This window comes from Bradyrhizobium sp. AUGA SZCCT0158 (assembly GCF_018130065.1).
Classification (GTDB): domain Bacteria; phylum Pseudomonadota; class Alphaproteobacteria; order Rhizobiales; family Xanthobacteraceae; genus Bradyrhizobium.
Genome location: NZ_JAFCME010000039.1, coordinates 1 through 18,536, shown reverse-complemented (window position 1 = coordinate 18,536; position 18,536 = coordinate 1). Strand labels below are relative to the sequence as shown.

The 18,536-nt window shown below is 63.5% G+C and carries 16 protein-coding genes; 10 read left to right on the top strand and 6 right to left on the bottom strand.

Annotated features, from left to right (window positions below; all coding sequences use genetic code 11):
* The first annotated feature begins 67 nt into the window (after positions 1-67).
* Positions 68-196, top strand: a complete 129-nt coding sequence (locus JQ574_RS35610; RefSeq protein ID WP_283813476.1) for a hypothetical protein — start codon at positions 68-70, stop codon at positions 194-196.
* Positions 197-206: 10 nt separating this feature from the next.
* On the opposite strand, the gene JQ574_RS32165 is transcribed toward JQ574_RS35610, so the two are convergent.
* Both JQ574_RS32165 and JQ574_RS32160 read right to left on the bottom strand, forming a co-directional pair.
* On the bottom strand, positions 207-620 hold the full coding sequence (locus JQ574_RS32165) for a hypothetical protein (RefSeq protein ID WP_212214188.1): 414 nt from the start codon (positions 618-620) through the stop codon (positions 207-209).
* Positions 621-761: 141 nt separating this feature from the next.
* A complete protein-coding gene (locus JQ574_RS32160; protein WP_212384173.1) occupies positions 762-4,235 on the bottom strand; it encodes an indolepyruvate ferredoxin oxidoreductase family protein in 3,474 nt (1,157 codons plus the stop codon).
* A gap of 227 nt (positions 4,236-4,462) precedes the next feature.
* Here JQ574_RS32160 and JQ574_RS32155 point away from each other — a divergent pair, with 227 nt between their 5' ends.
* The 4 genes from JQ574_RS32155 to JQ574_RS32140 all read left to right on the top strand — a co-directional run bounded on the left by JQ574_RS32155 (position 4,463) and on the right by JQ574_RS32140 (position 7,232).
* Positions 4,463-5,407, top strand: coding sequence for a hypothetical protein (locus tag JQ574_RS32155; protein ID WP_212214194.1), 945 nt, complete (start codon positions 4,463-4,465; stop codon positions 5,405-5,407).
* Positions 5,408-5,470: 63 nt separating this feature from the next.
* A complete protein-coding gene (locus JQ574_RS32150) occupies positions 5,471-6,025 on the top strand; it encodes a carboxymuconolactone decarboxylase family protein (protein ID WP_212214197.1) in 555 nt (184 codons plus the stop codon).
* 1 nt (position 6,026) lies between these two features.
* A complete protein-coding gene (locus tag JQ574_RS32145; RefSeq protein ID WP_212214200.1) occupies positions 6,027-6,827 on the top strand; it encodes an SDR family NAD(P)-dependent oxidoreductase in 801 nt (266 codons plus the stop codon).
* A 180-nt stretch (positions 6,828-7,007) separates the two neighbouring features.
* The gene (locus JQ574_RS32140) at positions 7,008-7,232 is read left to right on the top strand and encodes a hypothetical protein (protein ID WP_212214203.1); all 225 of its coding nucleotides are present in this window, start codon (positions 7,008-7,010) and stop codon (positions 7,230-7,232) included.
* A gap of 13 nt (positions 7,233-7,245) precedes the next feature.
* On the opposite strand, the gene JQ574_RS32135 is transcribed toward JQ574_RS32140, so the two are convergent.
* Genes JQ574_RS32135 through JQ574_RS32125 form a run of 3 tightly spaced genes read right to left on the bottom strand, consistent with a single transcriptional unit; the run spans position 7,246 to position 10,179 of the window.
* Positions 7,246-7,629: a cupin domain-containing protein gene (locus JQ574_RS32135; RefSeq protein WP_212214207.1), complete on the bottom strand. Its 384-nt coding sequence runs from the start codon at positions 7,627-7,629 to the stop codon at positions 7,246-7,248.
* A gap of 26 nt (positions 7,630-7,655) precedes the next feature.
* Entirely contained in the window at positions 7,656-8,360 is a 705-nt protein-coding gene (locus tag JQ574_RS32130; RefSeq protein ID WP_212214209.1) for an SDR family oxidoreductase, read from the bottom strand.
* Positions 8,361-8,379: 19 nt separating this feature from the next.
* Positions 8,380-10,179, bottom strand: a complete 1,800-nt coding sequence (locus tag JQ574_RS32125) for a thiamine pyrophosphate-binding protein (RefSeq protein WP_212214211.1) — start codon at positions 10,177-10,179, stop codon at positions 8,380-8,382.
* Between the two features lie 203 nt (positions 10,180-10,382).
* Here JQ574_RS32125 and JQ574_RS32120 point away from each other — a divergent pair, with 203 nt between their 5' ends.
* The 5 genes from JQ574_RS32120 to JQ574_RS32100 all read left to right on the top strand — a co-directional run bounded on the left by JQ574_RS32120 (position 10,383) and on the right by JQ574_RS32100 (position 17,153).
* The gene (locus JQ574_RS32120) at positions 10,383-11,276 is read left to right on the top strand and encodes an IclR family transcriptional regulator (protein ID WP_212214214.1); all 894 of its coding nucleotides are present in this window, start codon (positions 10,383-10,385) and stop codon (positions 11,274-11,276) included.
* A 166-nt stretch (positions 11,277-11,442) separates the two neighbouring features.
* On the top strand, positions 11,443-12,687 hold the full coding sequence (locus JQ574_RS32115; protein WP_212214217.1) for an ABC transporter substrate-binding protein: 1,245 nt from the start codon (positions 11,443-11,445) through the stop codon (positions 12,685-12,687).
* Between the two features lie 78 nt (positions 12,688-12,765).
* On the top strand, positions 12,766-13,641 hold the full coding sequence (locus JQ574_RS32110; RefSeq protein ID WP_192735166.1) for a branched-chain amino acid ABC transporter permease: 876 nt from the start codon (positions 12,766-12,768) through the stop codon (positions 13,639-13,641).
* The gene (locus tag JQ574_RS32105) at positions 13,638-16,175 is read left to right on the top strand and encodes a branched-chain amino acid ABC transporter ATP-binding protein/permease (protein ID WP_212214219.1); all 2,538 of its coding nucleotides are present in this window, start codon (positions 13,638-13,640) and stop codon (positions 16,173-16,175) included. The genes JQ574_RS32110 and JQ574_RS32105 overlap by 4 nt, the downstream gene beginning before the upstream one ends.
* A gap of 27 nt (positions 16,176-16,202) precedes the next feature.
* On the top strand, positions 16,203-17,153 hold the full coding sequence (locus JQ574_RS32100; RefSeq protein WP_212214221.1) for a sugar ABC transporter substrate-binding protein: 951 nt from the start codon (positions 16,203-16,205) through the stop codon (positions 17,151-17,153).
* Positions 17,154-17,163: 10 nt separating this feature from the next.
* Here the strand turns inward: JQ574_RS32100 and hemC are convergent, their stop codons facing one another.
* Positions 17,164-18,153 (bottom strand): hydroxymethylbilane synthase, encoded by a 990-nt coding sequence (hemC, locus tag JQ574_RS32095; RefSeq protein ID WP_212214223.1) that lies wholly within the window; start codon positions 18,151-18,153, stop codon positions 17,164-17,166.
* Between the last annotated feature and the right edge of the window lie 383 nt (positions 18,154-18,536).

The window sequence follows — 18,536 nt, the reverse complement described above, 5'->3', positions numbered from 1 at the left end:
GGATAGACCGCTATAAATAGACTGCCCGCAAGGCGCTGGGCAAATCAAGATCGGGTCAGGAAGAGCGATGGGCAACGCGTTGCAACGATGGCTGGATTCGCATCAATTGCCGGCGATCGCCGCCGCCGTGCTCGGCGTGATCACGACGCTCTCGGTGCTGATCGTGGCTGTCTTCTTTCTGATCGGAAAGCCCTGATCGACCGCTTCTATCGCTGCCAGTTGCAGATGCCGCCGGACCTGCACGGCCAGGTTTGAATCCGGGTATCGCGCGCCTGCGCATCGAGCGGATTGTGGCGCGGCTTCGCCAGCTTGGCACGCGCTGCGGCGCGCGGCGCCTCAGTGCCGGACTTCTCGGCCTGAGATTTGGCGGCATGCGCCTTGCGTGGCGGCAGCTTGGGCCAGATGGTCGAATCCAGATCCGCCTCCGTGTCCTCCGACCTTGCCTCGATCCGAACCGGCCCGAACCGCGCCTCCGGTCCGATTCGCTTGGGCGAAAATACGGCGCTCGGAAGATCAAGGCTAAGCAACTCACCCGGACGATACTCGGCCGCCGTCGCGGAGCCGGCCGATGCCAAAAACCCCGTGCAAACCGCTGCAGCTAAAGCGCTCTTCAGGACCATTATGGGCCTCCTGAAATGACTAAAAATAACGATAACCGGGAACATGTAGGAAGCCGGCAGGCCTTTTCCAGCCGAAATTTTCGGCAAGGTTACCTGCTAACTACGGCGGCCGCGAAAAATCCGCGGCCCGTTCCCCGGAACCTATTCCGCGGCTTGCGCAACCGGCTGCCCGATCGTGCCCTGCAGCCGCATGCATTCCTGGCGGTAGCGCGCGACATTGGCCTCCTTGATGTGGCCGTAGCCGCGCACCAGGTCAGCCGTCTTCGCCAGCGCCACCAGCCGCGGCCAATCCTGCGGTTTGGCCGTGTCGAGGTGGCGGAGGATCATGTCGGAATATTCGCCCGGCAGTGCCCGCTCCATCCGGCGCTCGGAGGTATAGCCGAACGGATCGAACGCGGTGCCGCGCAGGAATTTGAAGCGCGTCAGGACATCGAACGCCTTGAGGATCCAGCCACCGAATTCGCGCTTGCGCAAATGCCCGGTCACCTTGTCGCGGCTCGCCAACAGGGGCGGCGCGAGATTGACCTTGACGCCCGGATCGCCGTCGAACTGCTCCTTCAACGCTTTTGCAAACTCGCCGTCGGAATAAAGTCGAGCCACCTCATACTCATCCTTGTAGGCCATCAGCTTGAACAGGCCCTTTGCAAAGGCTTCGGTGAGGTCCTGCGCCGCGGGCGACGCCTTGGCTTCGGCGGCACGCACGCGCGCGACCTCGGCGAGGTAGCGCTTCGCATAGGCCTCGTTCTGGTAATCGGTCAGGAAGCCGGCACGGTGAGCGATGGTCTCGTCCAGCGTCCGCTTGACCGGTGCGGCGCCCTGCGCCTTGAAGCGCGCGGCGCTGACCACGCGTTGCAGGTCGTGCGCGGCCAGCCGGCCCCAGGAGAACGCCAGCTTGTTCATCTCGATCGCCGCGCCATTGAGGTCGATCGCCTTCATGATCGCCTCCAGCGACAGCGGAATCGCGCCGCGCTGAAATGCAAAGCCGAGCATGAAGGAATTGGTCGCGATGCTGTCGCCCATCAGGGATGAGGCAAGACCGGTCGCGTCGAGGATATCGAGATTGGTTGCGCTGACGGCCTCGTTGAGCGCGTCCCGCATCGCACCGGCCTGGAAATCGATATCGGGACCAATGACAAAACTTGCGGTCGGCAACAGGTCGGCGTTGACGATCGCGCGCGTCAGGCCGCGCTCGGCGCGGCTCAGCGCCGGGATGCTGGTGGCGACGACGATGTCGCAGCCGAGAATGAGATTGGCGCTGCCGGGTCCGATCCGGACATTGGCGAGATCGTCCGCCGAGGGCGCAATGCGGACGTGGCTCATGACCGCGCCGTTCTTCTGCGACAATCCCGTGAAATCGAGCGTCGAGCAGGCCCGACCGTCGACATGCGCGGCCATGCCGAGCAACGCGCCGATGGTGATGACGCCGGTGCCGCCGATGCCGGTGACGAGGATGTTGAACGCGCCGTCCAGCGCAGACAGTGTCGGCAGCGGCAGATCGGCGAACAACGCCGACGGATCAGCCGCAGCACGATCGGCCTTCCGCAACTTGCCGCCATGCACGGTAACAAAACTCGGACAAAAGCCCTCGATGCAGGAGAAATCCTTGTTGCAGTTCGACTGGTCGATCCGGCGCTTGCGGCCGAGTTCCGTTTCCAGCGGCTGCACCGAGACGCAGTTGGAAGCCGCCGAGCAGTCACCGCAGCCTTCGCAGACGCGCTCATTGATGAAGACACGCTTCGGCGGATCCGGATAGAGCCCGCGCTTGCGGCGGCGGCGCTTTTCGGCGGCGCAGGTCTGGTCGTAGATCAGAACCGAGAGGCCCTTGACGTCACGCAGTTCCTTCTGCACGGCGTCGAGTTCGCGGCGGTGATGAACAGTGGCGCCCGCGGGGAAATAATTGCTGGGGTATTTCTCGGGATCATCGGAGACGATCGCAAGCCGCTTGGCGCCTTCGGCGGAAACCTGGTGCGCGATCTGCGACACGGTCAGGCCGCCCTCGGCCGGCTGGCCGCCGGTCATCGCGACAGCGTCGTTGTAGAGGATCTTGTAGGTAATGTTGACGCCGGCGGCGGAAGCCGCGCGCAGCGCCAGCAAGCCCGAATGCGTGTAGGTGCCGTCGCCGAGATTCTGGAACACGTGCTGTTCGCTGGTGAACGGCGCCTGCCCGATCCAGGTGACGCCTTCCGCGCCCATATGCGAGATCGTAGCTGTCCGGCGGTTCGGCACCGATAGCGCCATGCCGTGACAGCCGATGCCGGCCATCGCGCGGCTGCCCTCAGGCACTTTGGTGGAGGTGTTGTGCGGGCAGCCCGAGCAGAAATACGGCGTCCGCTGCAGCTTTGCAGCACCAATGCCCTCCGCGGGCCGGTCGAACGCCTCGAGTTTTGCCAGGCGCTGTTCCAGCGCCGGGCTGCGATGGCCGAGCCGGCGGAGCCGCGCCACGACGGCGGCGGCGACCATGGTGGGCGTGAGTTCGCCTTCGCTTGGCAGCAGCATCGCGCCGGTCTCGTCGCGCTTGCCGACCACCGAGGGGCGCCTCATAGCATCGACATTGTAGAGGATGCGCAGCAGTTGATCCTCGATGAAGCCGCGCTTCTCCTCGACCACAAGCACGTCCTGCAGGCCCTCGGCGAACGCACGTGCGCCGTGCTCCTCCAGCGGCCAGGTCAGCGCGACCTTGTAGATGCGCAGTCCCAGCGCCTGCGCTTCGGCGTCGGTGATACCGAGATCGGCCAGCGCCTGGCGCAGGTCGAGATAGGCCTTGCCGGTCGCCATGATGCCAAGCCGCGCCGGTTTCGAATCCAGCACGATCCGGTCGAAGCGATTGACGCGCGTGAAGGCGGCGACCGCCTGCATCTTCGGGCCGTGAAGCCTGCGCTCCTGCTCCAGCGGCGCATCCGGCCAGCGGATCGACAAACCACCCGGAGGCATCTCGAAATCACTGGGGGTGATGATCTTGATGCGGTCGGGATCGCTGACGATCGAGGCCGAACTCTCAACCGTTTCCGAGATTGCCTTGAAACCAACCCAGCAACTGGAATAACGCGACAGCGCAAATCCCAAAATGCCGAGGTCGAGATAGTCCTGCAGCGTCGCAGGGTTGACCACCGGCATCAATGCCGCCGCGAACACCTGTTCGCTCTGATGCGCCAGCGTCGAGGATTGGCAACCATGATCGTCACCGGCGAGCGCGATCACGCCACCATTGGGCGAAGTGCCGGCCGAGTTGGCATGCTTGAGCGCGTCCATCGAGCGATCGACGCCGGGACCCTTGCCGTACCAGATGCCGAATACGCCATCGACCTTGGCGCCCGGGAACATTCCGACCTGCTGGCTGCCCCACACCGCCGTTGCCGCCAGATCCTCGTTGAGGCCGGGCGCGAACTCGATGTTGTGTTCGCTCAGGAAGGATTTCGCACGCCACAGCGCGTGATCGTACATGCCGAGCGGTGAACCGCGATAACCCGAGATGAAACCCGCGGTGTTGAGCCCCTGCGCGCGGTCGCGTTCGCGCTGCAACATCGGCAGCCGGACCAGCGCCTGCGTACCGGAAAGAAAGATGCGCTTCGCATCCAGCCGGTACTTGTCGTCCAGCCCAACGTCCATCAACGCCATTTTTCGCTCCCCATCGCGTCTATCGCTCTGCCGGCTATTTTGAACCGGTCTAATTGGGGGTCAGAATGCACCGGTTTTGCTATGCGTGCCCAGCCTGAATGCATGGCGGCAGGACATATCTCGGCTGCGATGTGGATTTCGCCCTCACCCTTGCCGAACCCCCTCTTCTTTGAAACGCTGGCGGCAAACGGGAGAGCCCAAGGAAGACTTCAAGGAAAGCTCAAGAGATGACAGAAGCTGCATTCACGACCGAGGTACTGGAGAGCGGCGATGTGCTGGTCGGGCCGTGGCGGAGCCCAAAGCAGATGCTGCAGGCGCAGGTCTACGATTCGCACGCCTCGATCCACGACGATGCGACAGCGCAAAAGCTTGGCTTTCAGGGTGGCACCATCGAAGGCCCGACCCATTTCAGCCAGTTCGCGCCGTTGTGCGAACGGATCTGGGGCCAGGCCTGGTTCGAGACCGGCTGTCTCTCGGCGCATTATCGCAACCCAGCCTTCGAGGGCGAGGAAGTCCAGGCCAATATCGAGAAGCCGAAGCCAGGCCAGACCGTTTGCGCCATCGGCATGACCAAACGCGACGGCACCGAGATTTTGCGCGGCACCGCCTCGGTCGGCGGCGATGGGACGGAAACCGCACTTCACCGGCGACTCGGCGAACTCAAGCCCCTCGCCGATCCCGTGATTCTCGCCGACCTCAAGGTCGGCATGAAGACCGGCCGGATACCTGTGAAAATGGATTTCGACCAGAACATGGGCGATCTCTATCCGTTTTCGCTGGCCGAGAAGCTGAAGGTCATCACCGAACCTTCGGCGTATTATTCTCGGGAATTCAATCCCTGGGGCCGGGCCATTATCCCCATGGAGATGCTGAGCGTGTTGTTTCAATACCGCGCGCGTGAGGATCGGTTGCCGGTGCGAGGCCCCGCGGTCGGGCTGTTCGCGGATCAGGAAATACGGTTGCTGCGCGGGCCGTTATTCGCCGGCGAGAATTACGTCACCGAACGCGAGGTCGTGGCGCTGAGCGGCAGCCGCCGGACCGAGAGCATGTGGGTGCGCACCACAGTGTTCGCCACCGACGACAAGCCCGTCGCCACCATGCTGCTCAATCTCGCGAGCATCAAGGATTCCTACGCCAAATACGAGAGCGAGCATAAAGCTCTTTACGGCTGAGCCGACCTAACGCGGCCGCGTCCGACGCGGCCGGACGAACTTGCCAATAAGGAAAACAATAAAATGGCCCGCCTGCCCTATCTCGAGGCCGACCAGGTCGCCCCTGAATATCGCGACATGCTCAAGCGCAACACCAATTTGCACAAGCTGCTGGTCAACTCGCCTGACATGGCGCGCGCCTTCTCCGGCCTCGGCGGTTACATCCGACACAAGAGCAAGCTCGACCCGCGCTTGCGCGAACTTGCGATCCTGCAGGTCGGCTGGATGGAGAAGTCGGAATACGAATTCACCCATCACGTCAAGATCGGCAAGGAGTTCGGCGTCACCGATGACGACATCAAGGCGATGATGGCCGAGACCGACGGAAAACCCTCGAACCTCGAACCATCAGCCAAAGCGATCCTGCGCGGCGCCCGCGAGATGGTGCGCGAGCTTGCGATGTCGGATGCGACCTTCGCCGAGATCAAGCAAGACCTCTCCGACGAGCACATGACCGATCTCGTGGTCACCATCGCGTTCTACTGCGCCGTGGTCCGCGTGCTGGCCACGATGAAGATGGACAACGAGCCCTATTACAAAGAGGTACTGCAACAGTACCCGATCCCGGGAGTGGAATGAAATGCGCCTGAAAGATCGTGTCGCCATCGTCGTCGGCGCCGGCCAGAGCCCCGGCGAGGGTATCGGCAACGGCCGCGCCACCGCGCTCACCTTCGCACGCGAGGGCGCCAGGGTGCTGTGCGTCGATCACCATCTCGAATCGGCGCAGGAGACCGTCGACCTGATCGCGCCCAAACAGGGCACGGCGATCGCCTTCAAGGCCGACGTCACCAGGAATGCAGACATCAAGGCGATGGTGGCGGATGCGCATGGACGGTGGGGACGTGTCGATATCCTGCACAACAATGTCGGCGTCAGCCTGTCCGGCGGCGACGCCGAACTGCTCGATATCACCGAGGAGGCGTTCGACCGTTGCGTCGCGATCAATCTGAAGAGCTGCATTCTCGCCGCCAAGCATGTGATCCCGATCATGCGCCAGCAACAGAGCGGAAGCATCATCAACATCTCCTCGATGGCCGCGATCACCACTTATCCGTATGTGGCCTACAAGGCGACCAAGTCGGCGATGATCGCCTTTACCGAACAGCTCGCCTACCAGAACGCGCAATACGGCATTCGCGCCAACGTGATCTTGCCCGGGCTGATGAACACGCCGATGGCGGTGGATACCCGCGCGCGCGAATTCAAGAAGACCCGCGCCGAGGTCGAAGCCGAGCGCGACAGCAAGGTTCCGCTGCGCCAGAAGATGGGCACCGGCTGGGACGTCGCCAATGCCGCGCTGTTCCTTGCCTCCGACGAAGCAAGTTTCATCACCGGCGTGACGTTACCGGTCGACGGCGGCGCCAGCGTGCGGCGCGGTTAAGGATTATGGCGCATTGACGCAGTGCAGCACGTCACGATTCGGAACAGTTGAAGGTTTCCAATGACACGATGATGTGACGGCGCATCATTGCACGTCCAAATCCTGACTCGTTGTGGTCGCATGAATTTCATGAGCGGCGGCTATCACGCGCCTTGAGAATGCGAGGAGTCTTTGGACGCCATGAACGACGAAGTCGACTACGATCTGACGCCCGACCAGTGGGAAGTGTTGAAGAACTTGCGCAACGCCACATCCCGGCCACAGCGGATGAATCGATTCACAATTCAAGGCCTGATTGCGCTTGGACTCGTTACGATCAACGGCGATGCGCCGATCCTCACGTCAAACGGACGCAAGGTGCTGATTAGAGGCTCATCGTGTCTGCTGCTCGATCTTGCGGCGTAATGTCGCCGTCGTGTCACACCGGCTTCTCGTCATCCGTCACCGGTGATGTGATGACGAGGAACACCAGATCGACCAGGCCGGAATTCGAGATGGCGTGTTCCACTCCGGGCGGCAGGAAAATAAAATCGTGCTTGCGCACGATGTGGTTCTTGCCGGCAATTTCCATCAACCCCTCGCCCTCGAGCACGTGATAGATCTGTTCCTGAATCCTGTGCTTGTGCCGCGCGACATGGGCCATCGGCTGATACATCGAAATCCGGTAGTCGATATGACGCGAGCCCGCCGTCTCCGGCATGACAAGCGGTTTCGACAGTGCGCCGCCAAAATGATTGGGGAATTCGCGCCAGGGCACTTCGGCGATATTGCGGATGAAAGCGCCGTGATCCTCTGAAGCCATATGGTGCTCCTCAGTTACCGCGACGATCAGATCACCAGCGCGCCGCCGTCGATATAGACGATCGATCCCGTCGCAAAGCCGTTCGCCATGAACGACAGGATTTGCCGCGCGATATCGTCGCCGATCCCGACCCGGCCGACCGGCAACGCCGCGGCGGTCTTGGCGAGCATATCACGGCGCGCCTCCTCCGGCATCGCGGCGCGGATCGGTGTATCGATCACGCCGGGCGAGACGGCGTTGACGCGCACCGGTGCCAGTTCGAGCGCCAGCGCTTTTGCCAACGATTCGAGCGCGCCATTGGCCGCACTGACGATGGCCGAATTCGGCCGTGGGCGAACGCTGAGGAAACCTGAGACCAATGTCAGTGATCCGCCGGGGCGAATCTCTGCCGATCGCGCCACCCGCCATGCGCCCCAGAACTTGCTTTCCATCGTGGACCGCACGTCGTCCATCGCGACCGTTTTGAACGGACCGGTGCGAAGCTGAGCTGCCGTGACCACGACATGATCGACCGGACCGCAGGCGCGAAACAGCTTAGCGATGCTTTCGTCGCTGGTGACGTCGGCCGGGATCGCGATCGCGTTCAGCTTTTCCGCCACCTTGTCGAGGCGCTCGACATTCCGGGACGAAACAATCACGTCGGCGCCCTCGCGCTTGGCCATTTCCGCGGTCGAAAGACCGATGCCGGAGGAACCACCGACGACGACGACTTTCTTGCCTGCAAGCAACATGTGCTCTCCTCAGCTCAAATCAGACGGGCTGATAGCGGGTGCCGATACCCGCCTTGCTTTGGCCAAGGCCGGGCAATTCCCAGACGCCGGCGCCCGTGGGATTGATATCGGCGGCGATATCGACGTCGATCAGATAGGGCTTGTTGGCGGCGATGCCCTTGCGGATGGCCTCGCCGATATCGCCGGCGCGATCTACCCGCACGCCCTCGACGCCGCAGGAGCGCGCCATCGCGGCAAAATCCGGATTATAGCGCTGGCCGGTCACGGGATCGTGGAAGTCGGTCGCCAGTTCGCGGCCACCGAGATAACCGCGCTGCAACCCGCGGATCGAGGCATAGGCGTAATTGTTCCAGACCACCCAGACCACGGGCAGATTATATTCGACCGCCGTTCCCAGCACGTTGGCGTGCATGAAGAAGGCGCCATCGCCGCACACGGATACGCAGGGCCGGTCGGGGGCTGCGAATTTCGCCCCCATCACGCCGGCGACACCAAAGCCCATCGGGCCAAAACCCATCGAGCCGATCAGCGAGTCCGGCCGCTTCGGCTTGCAAAAACTCAGCAGCCAGTTGTGGTGCACGCCGATGTCGCTGACCAGGATCGCATTCTCCGGCAGCGCCTTGTCGATCTCGAGCGCCGCACGCTGCGGGTTGATCGGCATGGTGTCGTCGGAAAATCCGGGTGCGACGAACTTATCCCATTCCTGGCGATAGGTATCGATCTGCGCCAGCCATTTTTTGCGGCTGTCGGCCTTCCTGGTCAGATCGGCGCGGCGGTCGAGTTCGGCATGAACCTGCCGCAGGAACGTCCGCACGTCGGCCATCAGCCCGAGCGCGACCGGATAGTTGCGGCCGATCTCCTCGGGGTCGATGTCGACATGGATCAGCCGCGTCGGCGGAATGGTGAAGGAGTAACCGGGAATCCAGGAACTCGAGGTGCGATCGTCGAACCGCATCCCCATCGCCAGCAGCACGTCGGCCTGGCGCGTCGCGTGGTTGGCCTGGTAATGACCGGCACGTGCGACGAGGCCCAGCGCCAGCGGATGGTTGCAATCGATCGCGCCAAGGCCGCTGGCCGATGCCGCCACCGGAATCTGAAGACGCTCGGCGAGCTTGAGCAATTCCTCGGCCGCGCCGCCATAGCGGACGCCCTGCCCGACGATCATCACCGGCCGCTCGGCACCGAGCAGCATATCGACCGCCTTCACCACGCCCTCGGGATCGGCGCCGCAGCGGCTGGAGATGTTGGCGTTCCAGGCCTGCGCGTTCGGCGCCTCTTCGGCGGCCGACTCCATGAACACGTCGAAGGGAACATCCAGCACGACAGGCCCCGGACGTCCCGACATCATCGTCTTCCAGGCTTGCCGAACCGCGAGCGGCACCATCTCACCCCGCGTCGGCTGGAACACCTTCTTGCAGTAGGAGCGCACCGTGGAGGGAAAGTCGGCCTGATAGTGCCGATACAATTCCTGAAACGCGCCGCGGTTGAACTGGCTGGTCGGCACATTGCCGGTCACCGCCATGAACGGCACCGAATCCAGGAACGCATTGCCGAGCGAGATCGGCAGATTGGCCGAGCCCGGCCCGCAGGAGGTGAAGGTCGCGGTCGGCCGTCCTGACACCCGGTAATAAACGTCGGCCATGAACCCGGCGACGCTCTCATGGTGGACCGAGATGGTCTTGATGTCGTCGGAACGCTCATACAACGCATCGATGAACTGGATATTTCCGTGGCCGCACAGGCCGAACACCTGCGGCACCTTCTCCTGGATCAAATAGTCGACGATGACCTGGGCCCCGTTGAGCATATTGCGCGCCATCGGATCACTCTCTCCCTGCTCAACAAACCTGGACGCCGCGTCTTAGTCTGCGCGGCCGACAGGGGCGGACCCTATTTCTCATAATACTGTACGTCAATTGCTATTGTGGTATATAGATGGAGAGGCCCGCAGCGGAGCATCGTGCTATTCATTGACGAGGGCAGCCTGATAGAATTCGGCCATGCCCTCCTGGAGACCCATCCGTGAAATCGCGAACCAAGCCGAAGACGAGCGAGAAGCCCGCCACGCCACGCAAGACGGCGGTCGCCCGGCTGGTGCAATCGAACGCGCCCAACATCGACGACGACGCCGAGGAGCGTCAGCGCGGCGGCGTGCAATCGCTCGGGCGTGCGTTTTCGATCCTGGAGGAAGTCGCGCGCCACCGCGAGGGCATCAGCCTCGCTGAACTGAGCAAGCTTGTCGGCCTGCATAATTCCACCACGTTCCATCTTGCCAAGACCCTGGTGACGCTGGGCTACATGCGGCAGGAGCGGGATTCCAAGCGCTATCGCGTCGGCCGGCCGTTGTTCGCGCTCGCCGCCAGCGCGCTCGATGAAATCGAGATGGTCAATCTCGCGACACCCGTGCTGGAAGATCTCTCGCGGGAAACCGGCGAGAGCGGGCATTTTGCGGTCCGCATGGGCGATTCCGTCGTGGTTATTGCCCGCACCAGCGGCTCCGGCGCGTTCCAGCTCACCGACCGGGTCGGCGTGGTGCGGCCGGCGCACTGCACCGCGCTCGGCAAGATCATTCTGGCCTCGCTGCGCCCCGACCAGTTGAAGCGGTTCCTCGAACGTGTCGAATTGAAGCCTTCGACCGGCAAGTCGATCACCGATCCTGCCGTGCTGCTGCGCGAAATTGCGGAAATCCGGCGCAGCGCAATCGCGATCGACGACGGCGAGTACAACGCGGAAGTGCGCTGCATTGCGGTGCCGGTCTACAATTTTACCGGCGACGTGATCGGGGCGCTCGGCATTTCCGGCCCGATCTGGCGGATGTCCGACCAGGTACTGAAAAGCCGCGCCAAACTGGTGCAAACCGCCGCCGCCCGGTTGTCCGCCGAGTTCGGCGCCCGCGACACCGCGAAGTCCTCCTAACGCCTCTCCCAAAATCGCCTGAAGCGAATCTGCGACGCATTTGGCGTTGACAGGCGCGGCTGTGTCCGGAATTATCATCCAATAATAAAAGAACGTCTCTCACATCCTCGCATAGCGAGGATCGGAGGCAGGACGTCGTGACGCGCCCCCAGGGAGGAGACCAGCCATGACCAGCTACAGCCGACGTACTTTGTTGAAGACAGGCGCCGCGCTTGCCGGCGCTTCCGCTCTGGGATTTCCAGCAATCGTTCGCGCCCAGGCAACCCGGATCAAGATCGGGCATCTCGTGCCGCTGACCGGTTTTCTCGGCGCGATCGGCAGCTACGCCCAGCTCGGCGTCAAGCTCGCCGCGGAAGAGATCAATCAATCCGGCGGCATCCTGGGCAAGCAGATCGACCTGATTTCGGAAGACTCGGTCAATCCCGCGACCGCTTCCACCAAGGCCCAGCGCATGATCGAGCAGGATGGCGCCGTGGTGCTGCTCGGCGAAATCTCCTCGGCCTCCTCGCTGACCATCATGCAGGTCGCCGAGCGCAACAAGAAGGTTTTCTTCTCGACCGGCGCGCGCTCCGACGCGCTGCGCGGCAAGAACTGCAACCGCTACTCGTTCCACTGCGACATTCCGAACACCGTGATGGTCAATGCCGTCGGCACCGCGCTCAATCAAAAGGGCATGGTGAAGGGCAAGAAATTCTTCACGCTGACCGCGGACTACATTTTCGGCCACGATCTGCTGAAGGCCGCAAAAACCTTCTTCGACGCCAACGGCGCCACGCTGGCCGGCGACGAACTGATCGCGACCGACGTCACCGATTTCAGCCCCTATCTGCTGAAGGTGCGGCAAGCCAAGCCGGACGTAGTGTGCTGCAACCTCGCGGGCAACCAGGTTACCAACCTCGTGAAGCAATATGCCGAGTTCGGCTTCCCCTATCCGCTGGTCGGCTTCAACCTCAACACCGGCGACGCCTGGGCCGCCGGCGAAGGCAATCTCAGCGGCACCTGGCCGACCGTCTGGTATCACACGCTCGACAACCCGGCCTCCAAGGCCTTTGTCGCCGCCTTCACCCAAAAATACGGCAAGCCGCCGGAGAACCACGCCTGGATCGAATACGTCACGCTCAAGCTGCTGGCGCAGGCGATCAACGAGATCAAATCGACCGAGAGCGACGCGCTGATCGCGCATTTCGAAAAGCAGACCGAGTTCGACATCATGAAGGCGCGCAAGGGCTATTTCCGCTCCTGGGACCATCAGCTGGTGCAGGAAGCCTATCCATTCACCGTCAAGCCGAAAGCCGAGATGAAGGACAAGTGGGACATGCTCGCGCTGGGTGACGCCGTGCCGGTGGCGGCAGAGCCGCTGGAGAAGATCTATCCGACCAAGACGCAGAATCCCTGCGAGATGAAGGCCTGACGCTTCACGCGTTAGCTTCGTTGGCGTCAGCGGCGCCGGCACTGAAAAGCCGGCGCCGTTTTTGTCTAGGGCAACCACATGCAATTCGCGTTCTTGCTGGAACAGGTGGTGAATGGCCTCGTGCTCGGGGGCTATTATCTCCTGATCGCGCTCGGGCTGTCGCTGATCTTCAGCGTCGGCGGCGTCGTCAATCTGGCGCATGGCGCGTTCTTCGCGCTGGGCGCCTACGTCTCCGTCGAGATCACCAAATATCTCGGCTTCGGCTCCGCCGTCGTGCTGTCGCCGATTGCGGTGGCCATGCTGGGCATCCTGTTCGAGCGTTACATCCTCCGCCGTTTTTACACCGCTGATCCGATCCTGAGCCTGCTGGTGACGTTCGGGCTTGCGATGGTGGCCGAACAGGCGATCCGCATCATCTGGGGGGCGCCGCCTATTTCGGCGGCGATCCCGCCCGCGCTGCGCGGCTCGGTGTTCCTCGGCGACTTCCTGTTTTCGCGATACCGCCTCCTCATTCTCGCCGTCGTGATCGGGGTGCTGGTCGCCGTATGGCTGCTGCTGCACAAGACTTCCTTTGGCCGCGTGGTGCGGGCCGGCATCCAGCGACCGGACATGGTCGCCGCGCTCGGCATCCGGCTGCAGCCATACATGACCGCGATCGTGATGCTCGGCGTCGGCATGGCGGCGCTTGCCGGCGCGTTCTTCGCGCCGATCACGATCGTGCAGCCGGCGATGGGCGCCGACATCATCACGGTCGCCTTCGTCGTCGTCGTGATCGGCGGCCTCGGCAGTTTCTGGGGTGTGGTGATCGCGGCCCTTTTGGTCGGCGTGGTGCGCGGCATCACCATCCATTTCGAGCCCGCCGCCGGCGAGGCGTCAATGTATGTCCTGATGTTCGTGGTGCTGCTGGTGCGGCCGCGCGGGCTGTTGGGCGAGCGTATCGAGAAATTCGAATGAAGCTGTCGCCTGCCTCGAAATACCGGCCGCTGCTGCTGGCGGGCCTTGCACTGATCGCGCTGCCGTTCGGCATGCAGGCGCTCGGCCTGTCGCACAACACCGGGACCATGGTGGTGGCGCTGGCGATCGCGACCATGGGGCTCAATCTCTGCGTCGGCTACACCGGCCTGGTCTCGTTCGGCCACGGCACCTGGTTCGGCATCGGCGCCTATGCGGCGGGGCTGATCCAGCTCAACTGGTTCCCCGGCTCGATCTGGCTGCCGTTGCTGCTGTCGCTGATCGTGGTGGCGGTCGCCTCCGCGGCCGTCGGTATCGTCATCCTGCGGCGGCGCGGCGTCTACTTCTCGCTGCTGACGCTGGCGCTGGCGGCGCTCGCCTACACCACCGCCTTCCGCTGGACCAAGGTCACCGGCGGCGAAGATGGCCTCGGCGGCCTGAAGCGCGGCAGCATCGGCGCCTTCGATCTCGACAACGCGCTCAATTATTACATCGTGGTCGCCGTGCTCAGCCTCGGCGTGCTCTACCTGCTGCTGCGGCTGGCGCGCTCGCCGTTCGGCCATGTGCTGGTGGCGATCCGCGAGAACCAGTTGCGCGCCACCTTCCAGGGCTATCCGGTCGAGCGCTACAAGCTCGGCGTCTTCGTGATCTCCGCGGTGGTGACAGGCTTTGCCGGCGGGCTGATCGGATTCCAGAACTACCTTGTCTCGGCAGAGGCGGTGTCGGTGCCGTTCTCCGGCGAACTGCTCGCGATCGTCGTGATCGGCGGCATGCGCAGCATGCTGGGACCGGCGCTCGGCGCATTGTTCTTTATTCTGTTCCGCGAATTGTTTTCGATCTGGACATCCGACTGGCTGCTGTGGTTCGGGCTGATCTTCGTCGCCTTCGTGCTGTTCTCGCCGGACGGGCTGGTCGGCATCTGGGCGCGCCTCAGCAAACGCTGGTGGCCCGCGCCGGAGGAATCCGCCGCGATGAGCCGGCGCAAGATCTATGACGGCCTGCCGCTGCCGGCCTTCCTGATGCCGAAGGGGCTCACCGGCACCGTGCTGGAAGTGAATGGCGTTTCCAGGAGCTTCGGCGGCATCCGCGCCGTCCACAATGCGAGTCTGACGGTCGGCGCCGGTGAAATCCATGCGCTGATCGGCCCGAACGGCGCCGGCAAGACCACGCTGTTCAATCTGGTCTCGGGGCTGTTTCCGACCGACAAGGGTACCATCAAGCTCAATGGCCGCGAGATCCAGGGCGTGCCGTCCGACCTGATCTGCCATCAGGGCCTGGCGCGCTCGTTTCAGATCACCAATCTGTTCAAGGGCCTGTCGATCTACGAGAATCTGCGGCTGTCGCTGCAGGCGCAAAGCGACATGCGCTTCAATTTCTGGCGCGACATCGACAGCTATGAGAGCATCCACGCCGAGACCGCTGAGCTGATCAAGTTCCTCGGCCTCGAGGGCATCGAGACCATCGAAGGCGGCGAACTGTCCTATGGCGGGCAGCGGCTGGTCGATCTCGGCATCGCGCTCGGCTCGAAGCCGCAGGTGCTGCTGCTCGACGAGCCGCTGGCCGGCCTTGCCGCCGCCGAGCGGGAACGCATTTCGAATCTCGTCAAGAACGTCGCCGCCAATATCCCCGTGCTGATCGTCGAGCACGATATCGACCGCGTGCTCGGCTTCTCGCACTCCGTCACCGTGATGAACCAGGGCGAAGTGCTGATGACCGGTCCGCCCAGCGCGGTGCGTGCCGACCGCCGGGTGCAGGAAATCTATACCGGCACCGGCGTTCCCGAAGTGGAGCACAGCCGCACCGACGAAGCCAGGGAGAGCGCGGCGCAGGTTCTGCGTTTCGAAGGCGTCAACACCTTCTACGGCAAGAGCCACATCCTGCACGACGCCTCGCTCGACGTGCGCGAAGGCGAGATCGTCGCCCTGCTCGGCCGCAACGGCGCCGGCAAGTCGACGCTGCTCAAGACGCTCGCCGGATTGGTGCCGCTGTCGTCGGGCACGATCGAATATGCCGGCACCGATATCGCCCGTTTGCCGGCTCCCGATATTGCCCGCATGGGCATCGGTTATGTGCCGCAGGGCCGCGGGCTGTTCGCGGGCATGACCGTGCGCGAAAATCTCTCGCTCGGACGCCTGGCACGCAAGACCGACGGCAGCAACGGCGTGGTGTGGGACGAAGCGCAGATCCTGCAGTATTTCCCGCGGCTGGCCGAACGCATGGACGTTGCGGCGGACTATCTCTCCGGCGGCGAGCAGCAGATGGTGGCGGTGGCGCGCGCGATGTCGGGCAACGTCAAGCTGCTGCTGCTCGACGAGCCCTTCGAAGGGCTGGCGCCGACCGTGATCCTCGAACTGTTCAGGGTGTTCGACCAGTTGCGGCGCCACACCTCGATTGTGATCGTCGAGCACAATCTCGATCTGGTGCTGGCGCTGGCCGACCGCGTCTTCGCGCTGGAGCGCGGCGCGGTGTTCCATCAGGGACCGGCCGCGCCGCTGCTGACTGATCTTGAGTACCGGAAGAAGATTCTGTGGCTGTAACCGACGGAGGCAATGATGCGACGTTTGATGACGACGGCGATAGCCGGCGCAGCGGCCCTGTTCGCGCACCATGCAGGCGCGGCCGACAACCAGATGACGATCGCCGTGTTCACCAAGAATTCGACCAACCCGGCCTATGAGGCCTTCCGCATTGCCGCCGACCAGATCGCGCGGAGCACCGGCGCAAGGGTCGTGCACTTCGTGCCGAAGCAACCTGACAATGTCGACGAGCAGAAGGCGATGGTGGAGCAGGTCATCAAGGACAAGCCGGACGCGATCATCTTCATTCCGGTCGACGACGTCGCGATGGTCCCTTCGGTGAAGCAGCTCAACGAGGCCAAGATTCCGGTGGTGCTGGTCTCCAATCCGCTGCCGGGCAGTTTTGTGACCTATGTCGGTGCCGACGATTTCGAGATCGGCTATCGCGAGGCGCGCTATCTGTTCGAGCATCTCGGCGGCAAGGGCAAGATCGTCGTCATCGAGGGCACGCCGGCCGCCCCGACCAACCGCGAGCGGCTGCGCGGTTATCAGCGCGCCTTCGGCGAATTCCCCGGCATCGAGGTGCTGGGCTCGGCAGTGGGCAACTATCAGACGCCCGACGCCAGGCGCGGAATGGAGAAGCTGCTGGCCGAGCACAAGCAGATCGACGCGGTGCTGTCGGCCAATGACAGCATGGCGCTCGGCGTGCTCGATGCGCTCAAGAGCGCCAGCCGGACCGCTGTTGTGATCGGCATCAACGGCATTCTGCCGGCCGTGAAGCAGATCGAATCCGGCGGGATGCTCGCAAGCGTCGACTTCAACATGTTCAAGATCGGCTGCACCGCAACGCGGGCGGCGGTGCGTCATCTCAAGCGCGAACCGCTGCCGGAGAAGGTGATGCTGCCGGCCGAAGTGATCGACAAGACCAACTACAAGGCGTGGCTGGTGCCGGTCGATCAGCGCACCTGCCCGGAATGGAGCGACGTCGCGCGCCAATAGCCGGTCGTTTCTAATGCTCGTCCGGCCGGTTGCGCGCGATGATTTCGGCGGCACCCTTGTCGAGCAATTCCAGGCCAACGGCGCGGCCGAGTTCGCGGGGGCGGTCCGCCGCCGCCGTCCGCGACGCCTCGATGAAGCGCGAACCGGTTTCGTCCAGCACCGCGGCCGTGAGCGTCATGTCGTTGCCTGAAATGGTCGCGTGACCTGCGATCGGCGAGTTGCAATGGCCGTTCAGCACCCACAACACCTCGCGCTCGGCCTCGGCGCAAAGCCGCGAGGACAGGTCCTCGATGCCGGCCAGATACCCGCGCGTGACCCAGTCTTTCTCGACGCATTCGACGGCGACGATGCCCTGGCCGACCGACGGCAGCATTTCGTGAACCGAAAAATCATGGGCAATGCGCGACGTCATGCCGATGCGTTCGAGGCCTGACCGCGCCATCACGAGCGCATCCGCCGGCCCGACCTCGCCGCCGTCGGGAAGCCGCTGCATGTCGCCGCGATCGAGTTTTGCAATCCTTGTGTCGGCGGCACCGCGGTAATGGATCACGGTGACTTCGGGAAACAGCCGGCGCAGATAGGCGGCGCGGCGCACCGCGTTGGTGCCGATCTTGAAGCCCTTGCCGCGCGAGGCCCTGAAAGTTTCCAGCGACAGGCCCGGACGCAGCACCAGCGAATCATTGGCGGCATCGCGCGGCAGCGTCGCCGCGATGACGAGGCCGGGCGTCTCCTCGTTGCCGGGAACGTCCTTGAGCGAATGCATCGCGGCCTGCAATTCGCCGGCGCGCATGGCCTGACGGATTTCGGCGACGAACGCGCCGCCCTTGCCACCGTGGCGCAGCAGCTTGCTGGTCTGGTCCTGATCGCCGCGGGTTTCGAATTTGATGATCTCGACGTTCAGCCCCGGATTGGCCGCGCGCAGCAGCCGCGCGACCTCATCCGTCTGCGCCAGCGCCATCACGCTCTTGCGCGTGCCGATGCGTAGGGGGTGGTCTGACACGAGGTCTCCGTTTCGAGGCGATCAATGGGGTGGGGGATTAAAGCAAAGGGGCGGGTAAGACAATCCGCCTTCGCCCGTTGGGCTACGGCGGGACAGGCGGATTCTGCACCGCGGCGGCGCGCCTCCACACCGCTGTGATACCCCGCGCAGGCGGGGTATCCAGTACGCTGCGGCTTCTCGGTTCTATCATCAGCGTCTCTGGGATACTGGGTCACCCGCATGCGCGGGTGACGACAATTGAATGTGTGGCCGCGTTCTCGCGACGCATTGCGCCCGAGGTTTGCCAAAAACTTCCCGCCCTCTCATTGAGAGGGCGCAGGGAAGACCGGGTGCGCGCTGCACCCGCGGTCCCGTGTGCGGTTTGCACTAAGTAGGCTGCACAC

Coding starts and splice junctions, on each gene's coding strand:
- JQ574_RS32125 (WP_212214211.1), bottom strand. CDS start 10,179: ATGGCGCGCAATATGCTCAACGGGGCCCAGGTCATCGTCGACTATTTG.
- JQ574_RS32115 (WP_212214217.1), top strand. CDS start 11,443: ATGACCAGCTACAGCCGACGTACTTTGTTGAAGACAGGCGCCGCGCTT.
- JQ574_RS32155 (WP_212214194.1), top strand. CDS start 4,463: ATGACAGAAGCTGCATTCACGACCGAGGTACTGGAGAGCGGCGATGTG.
- JQ574_RS32145 (WP_212214200.1), top strand. CDS start 6,027: ATGCGCCTGAAAGATCGTGTCGCCATCGTCGTCGGCGCCGGCCAGAGC.
- JQ574_RS32110 (WP_192735166.1), top strand. CDS start 12,766: ATGCAATTCGCGTTCTTGCTGGAACAGGTGGTGAATGGCCTCGTGCTC.
- JQ574_RS32135 (WP_212214207.1), bottom strand. CDS start 7,629: ATGGCTTCAGAGGATCACGGCGCTTTCATCCGCAATATCGCCGAAGTG.
- JQ574_RS32160 (WP_212384173.1), bottom strand. CDS start 4,235: ATGGCGTTGATGGACGTTGGGCTGGACGACAAGTACCGGCTGGATGCG.
- JQ574_RS35610 (WP_283813476.1), top strand. CDS start 68: ATGGGCAACGCGTTGCAACGATGGCTGGATTCGCATCAATTGCCGGCG.
- JQ574_RS32140 (WP_212214203.1), top strand. CDS start 7,008: ATGAACGACGAAGTCGACTACGATCTGACGCCCGACCAGTGGGAAGTG.
- JQ574_RS32105 (WP_212214219.1), top strand. CDS start 13,638: ATGAAGCTGTCGCCTGCCTCGAAATACCGGCCGCTGCTGCTGGCGGGC.
- JQ574_RS32100 (WP_212214221.1), top strand. CDS start 16,203: ATGACGACGGCGATAGCCGGCGCAGCGGCCCTGTTCGCGCACCATGCA.
- JQ574_RS32165 (WP_212214188.1), bottom strand. CDS start 620: ATGGTCCTGAAGAGCGCTTTAGCTGCAGCGGTTTGCACGGGGTTTTTG.
- JQ574_RS32130 (WP_212214209.1), bottom strand. CDS start 8,360: ATGTTGCTTGCAGGCAAGAAAGTCGTCGTCGTCGGTGGTTCCTCCGGC.
- JQ574_RS32150 (WP_212214197.1), top strand. CDS start 5,471: ATGGCCCGCCTGCCCTATCTCGAGGCCGACCAGGTCGCCCCTGAATAT.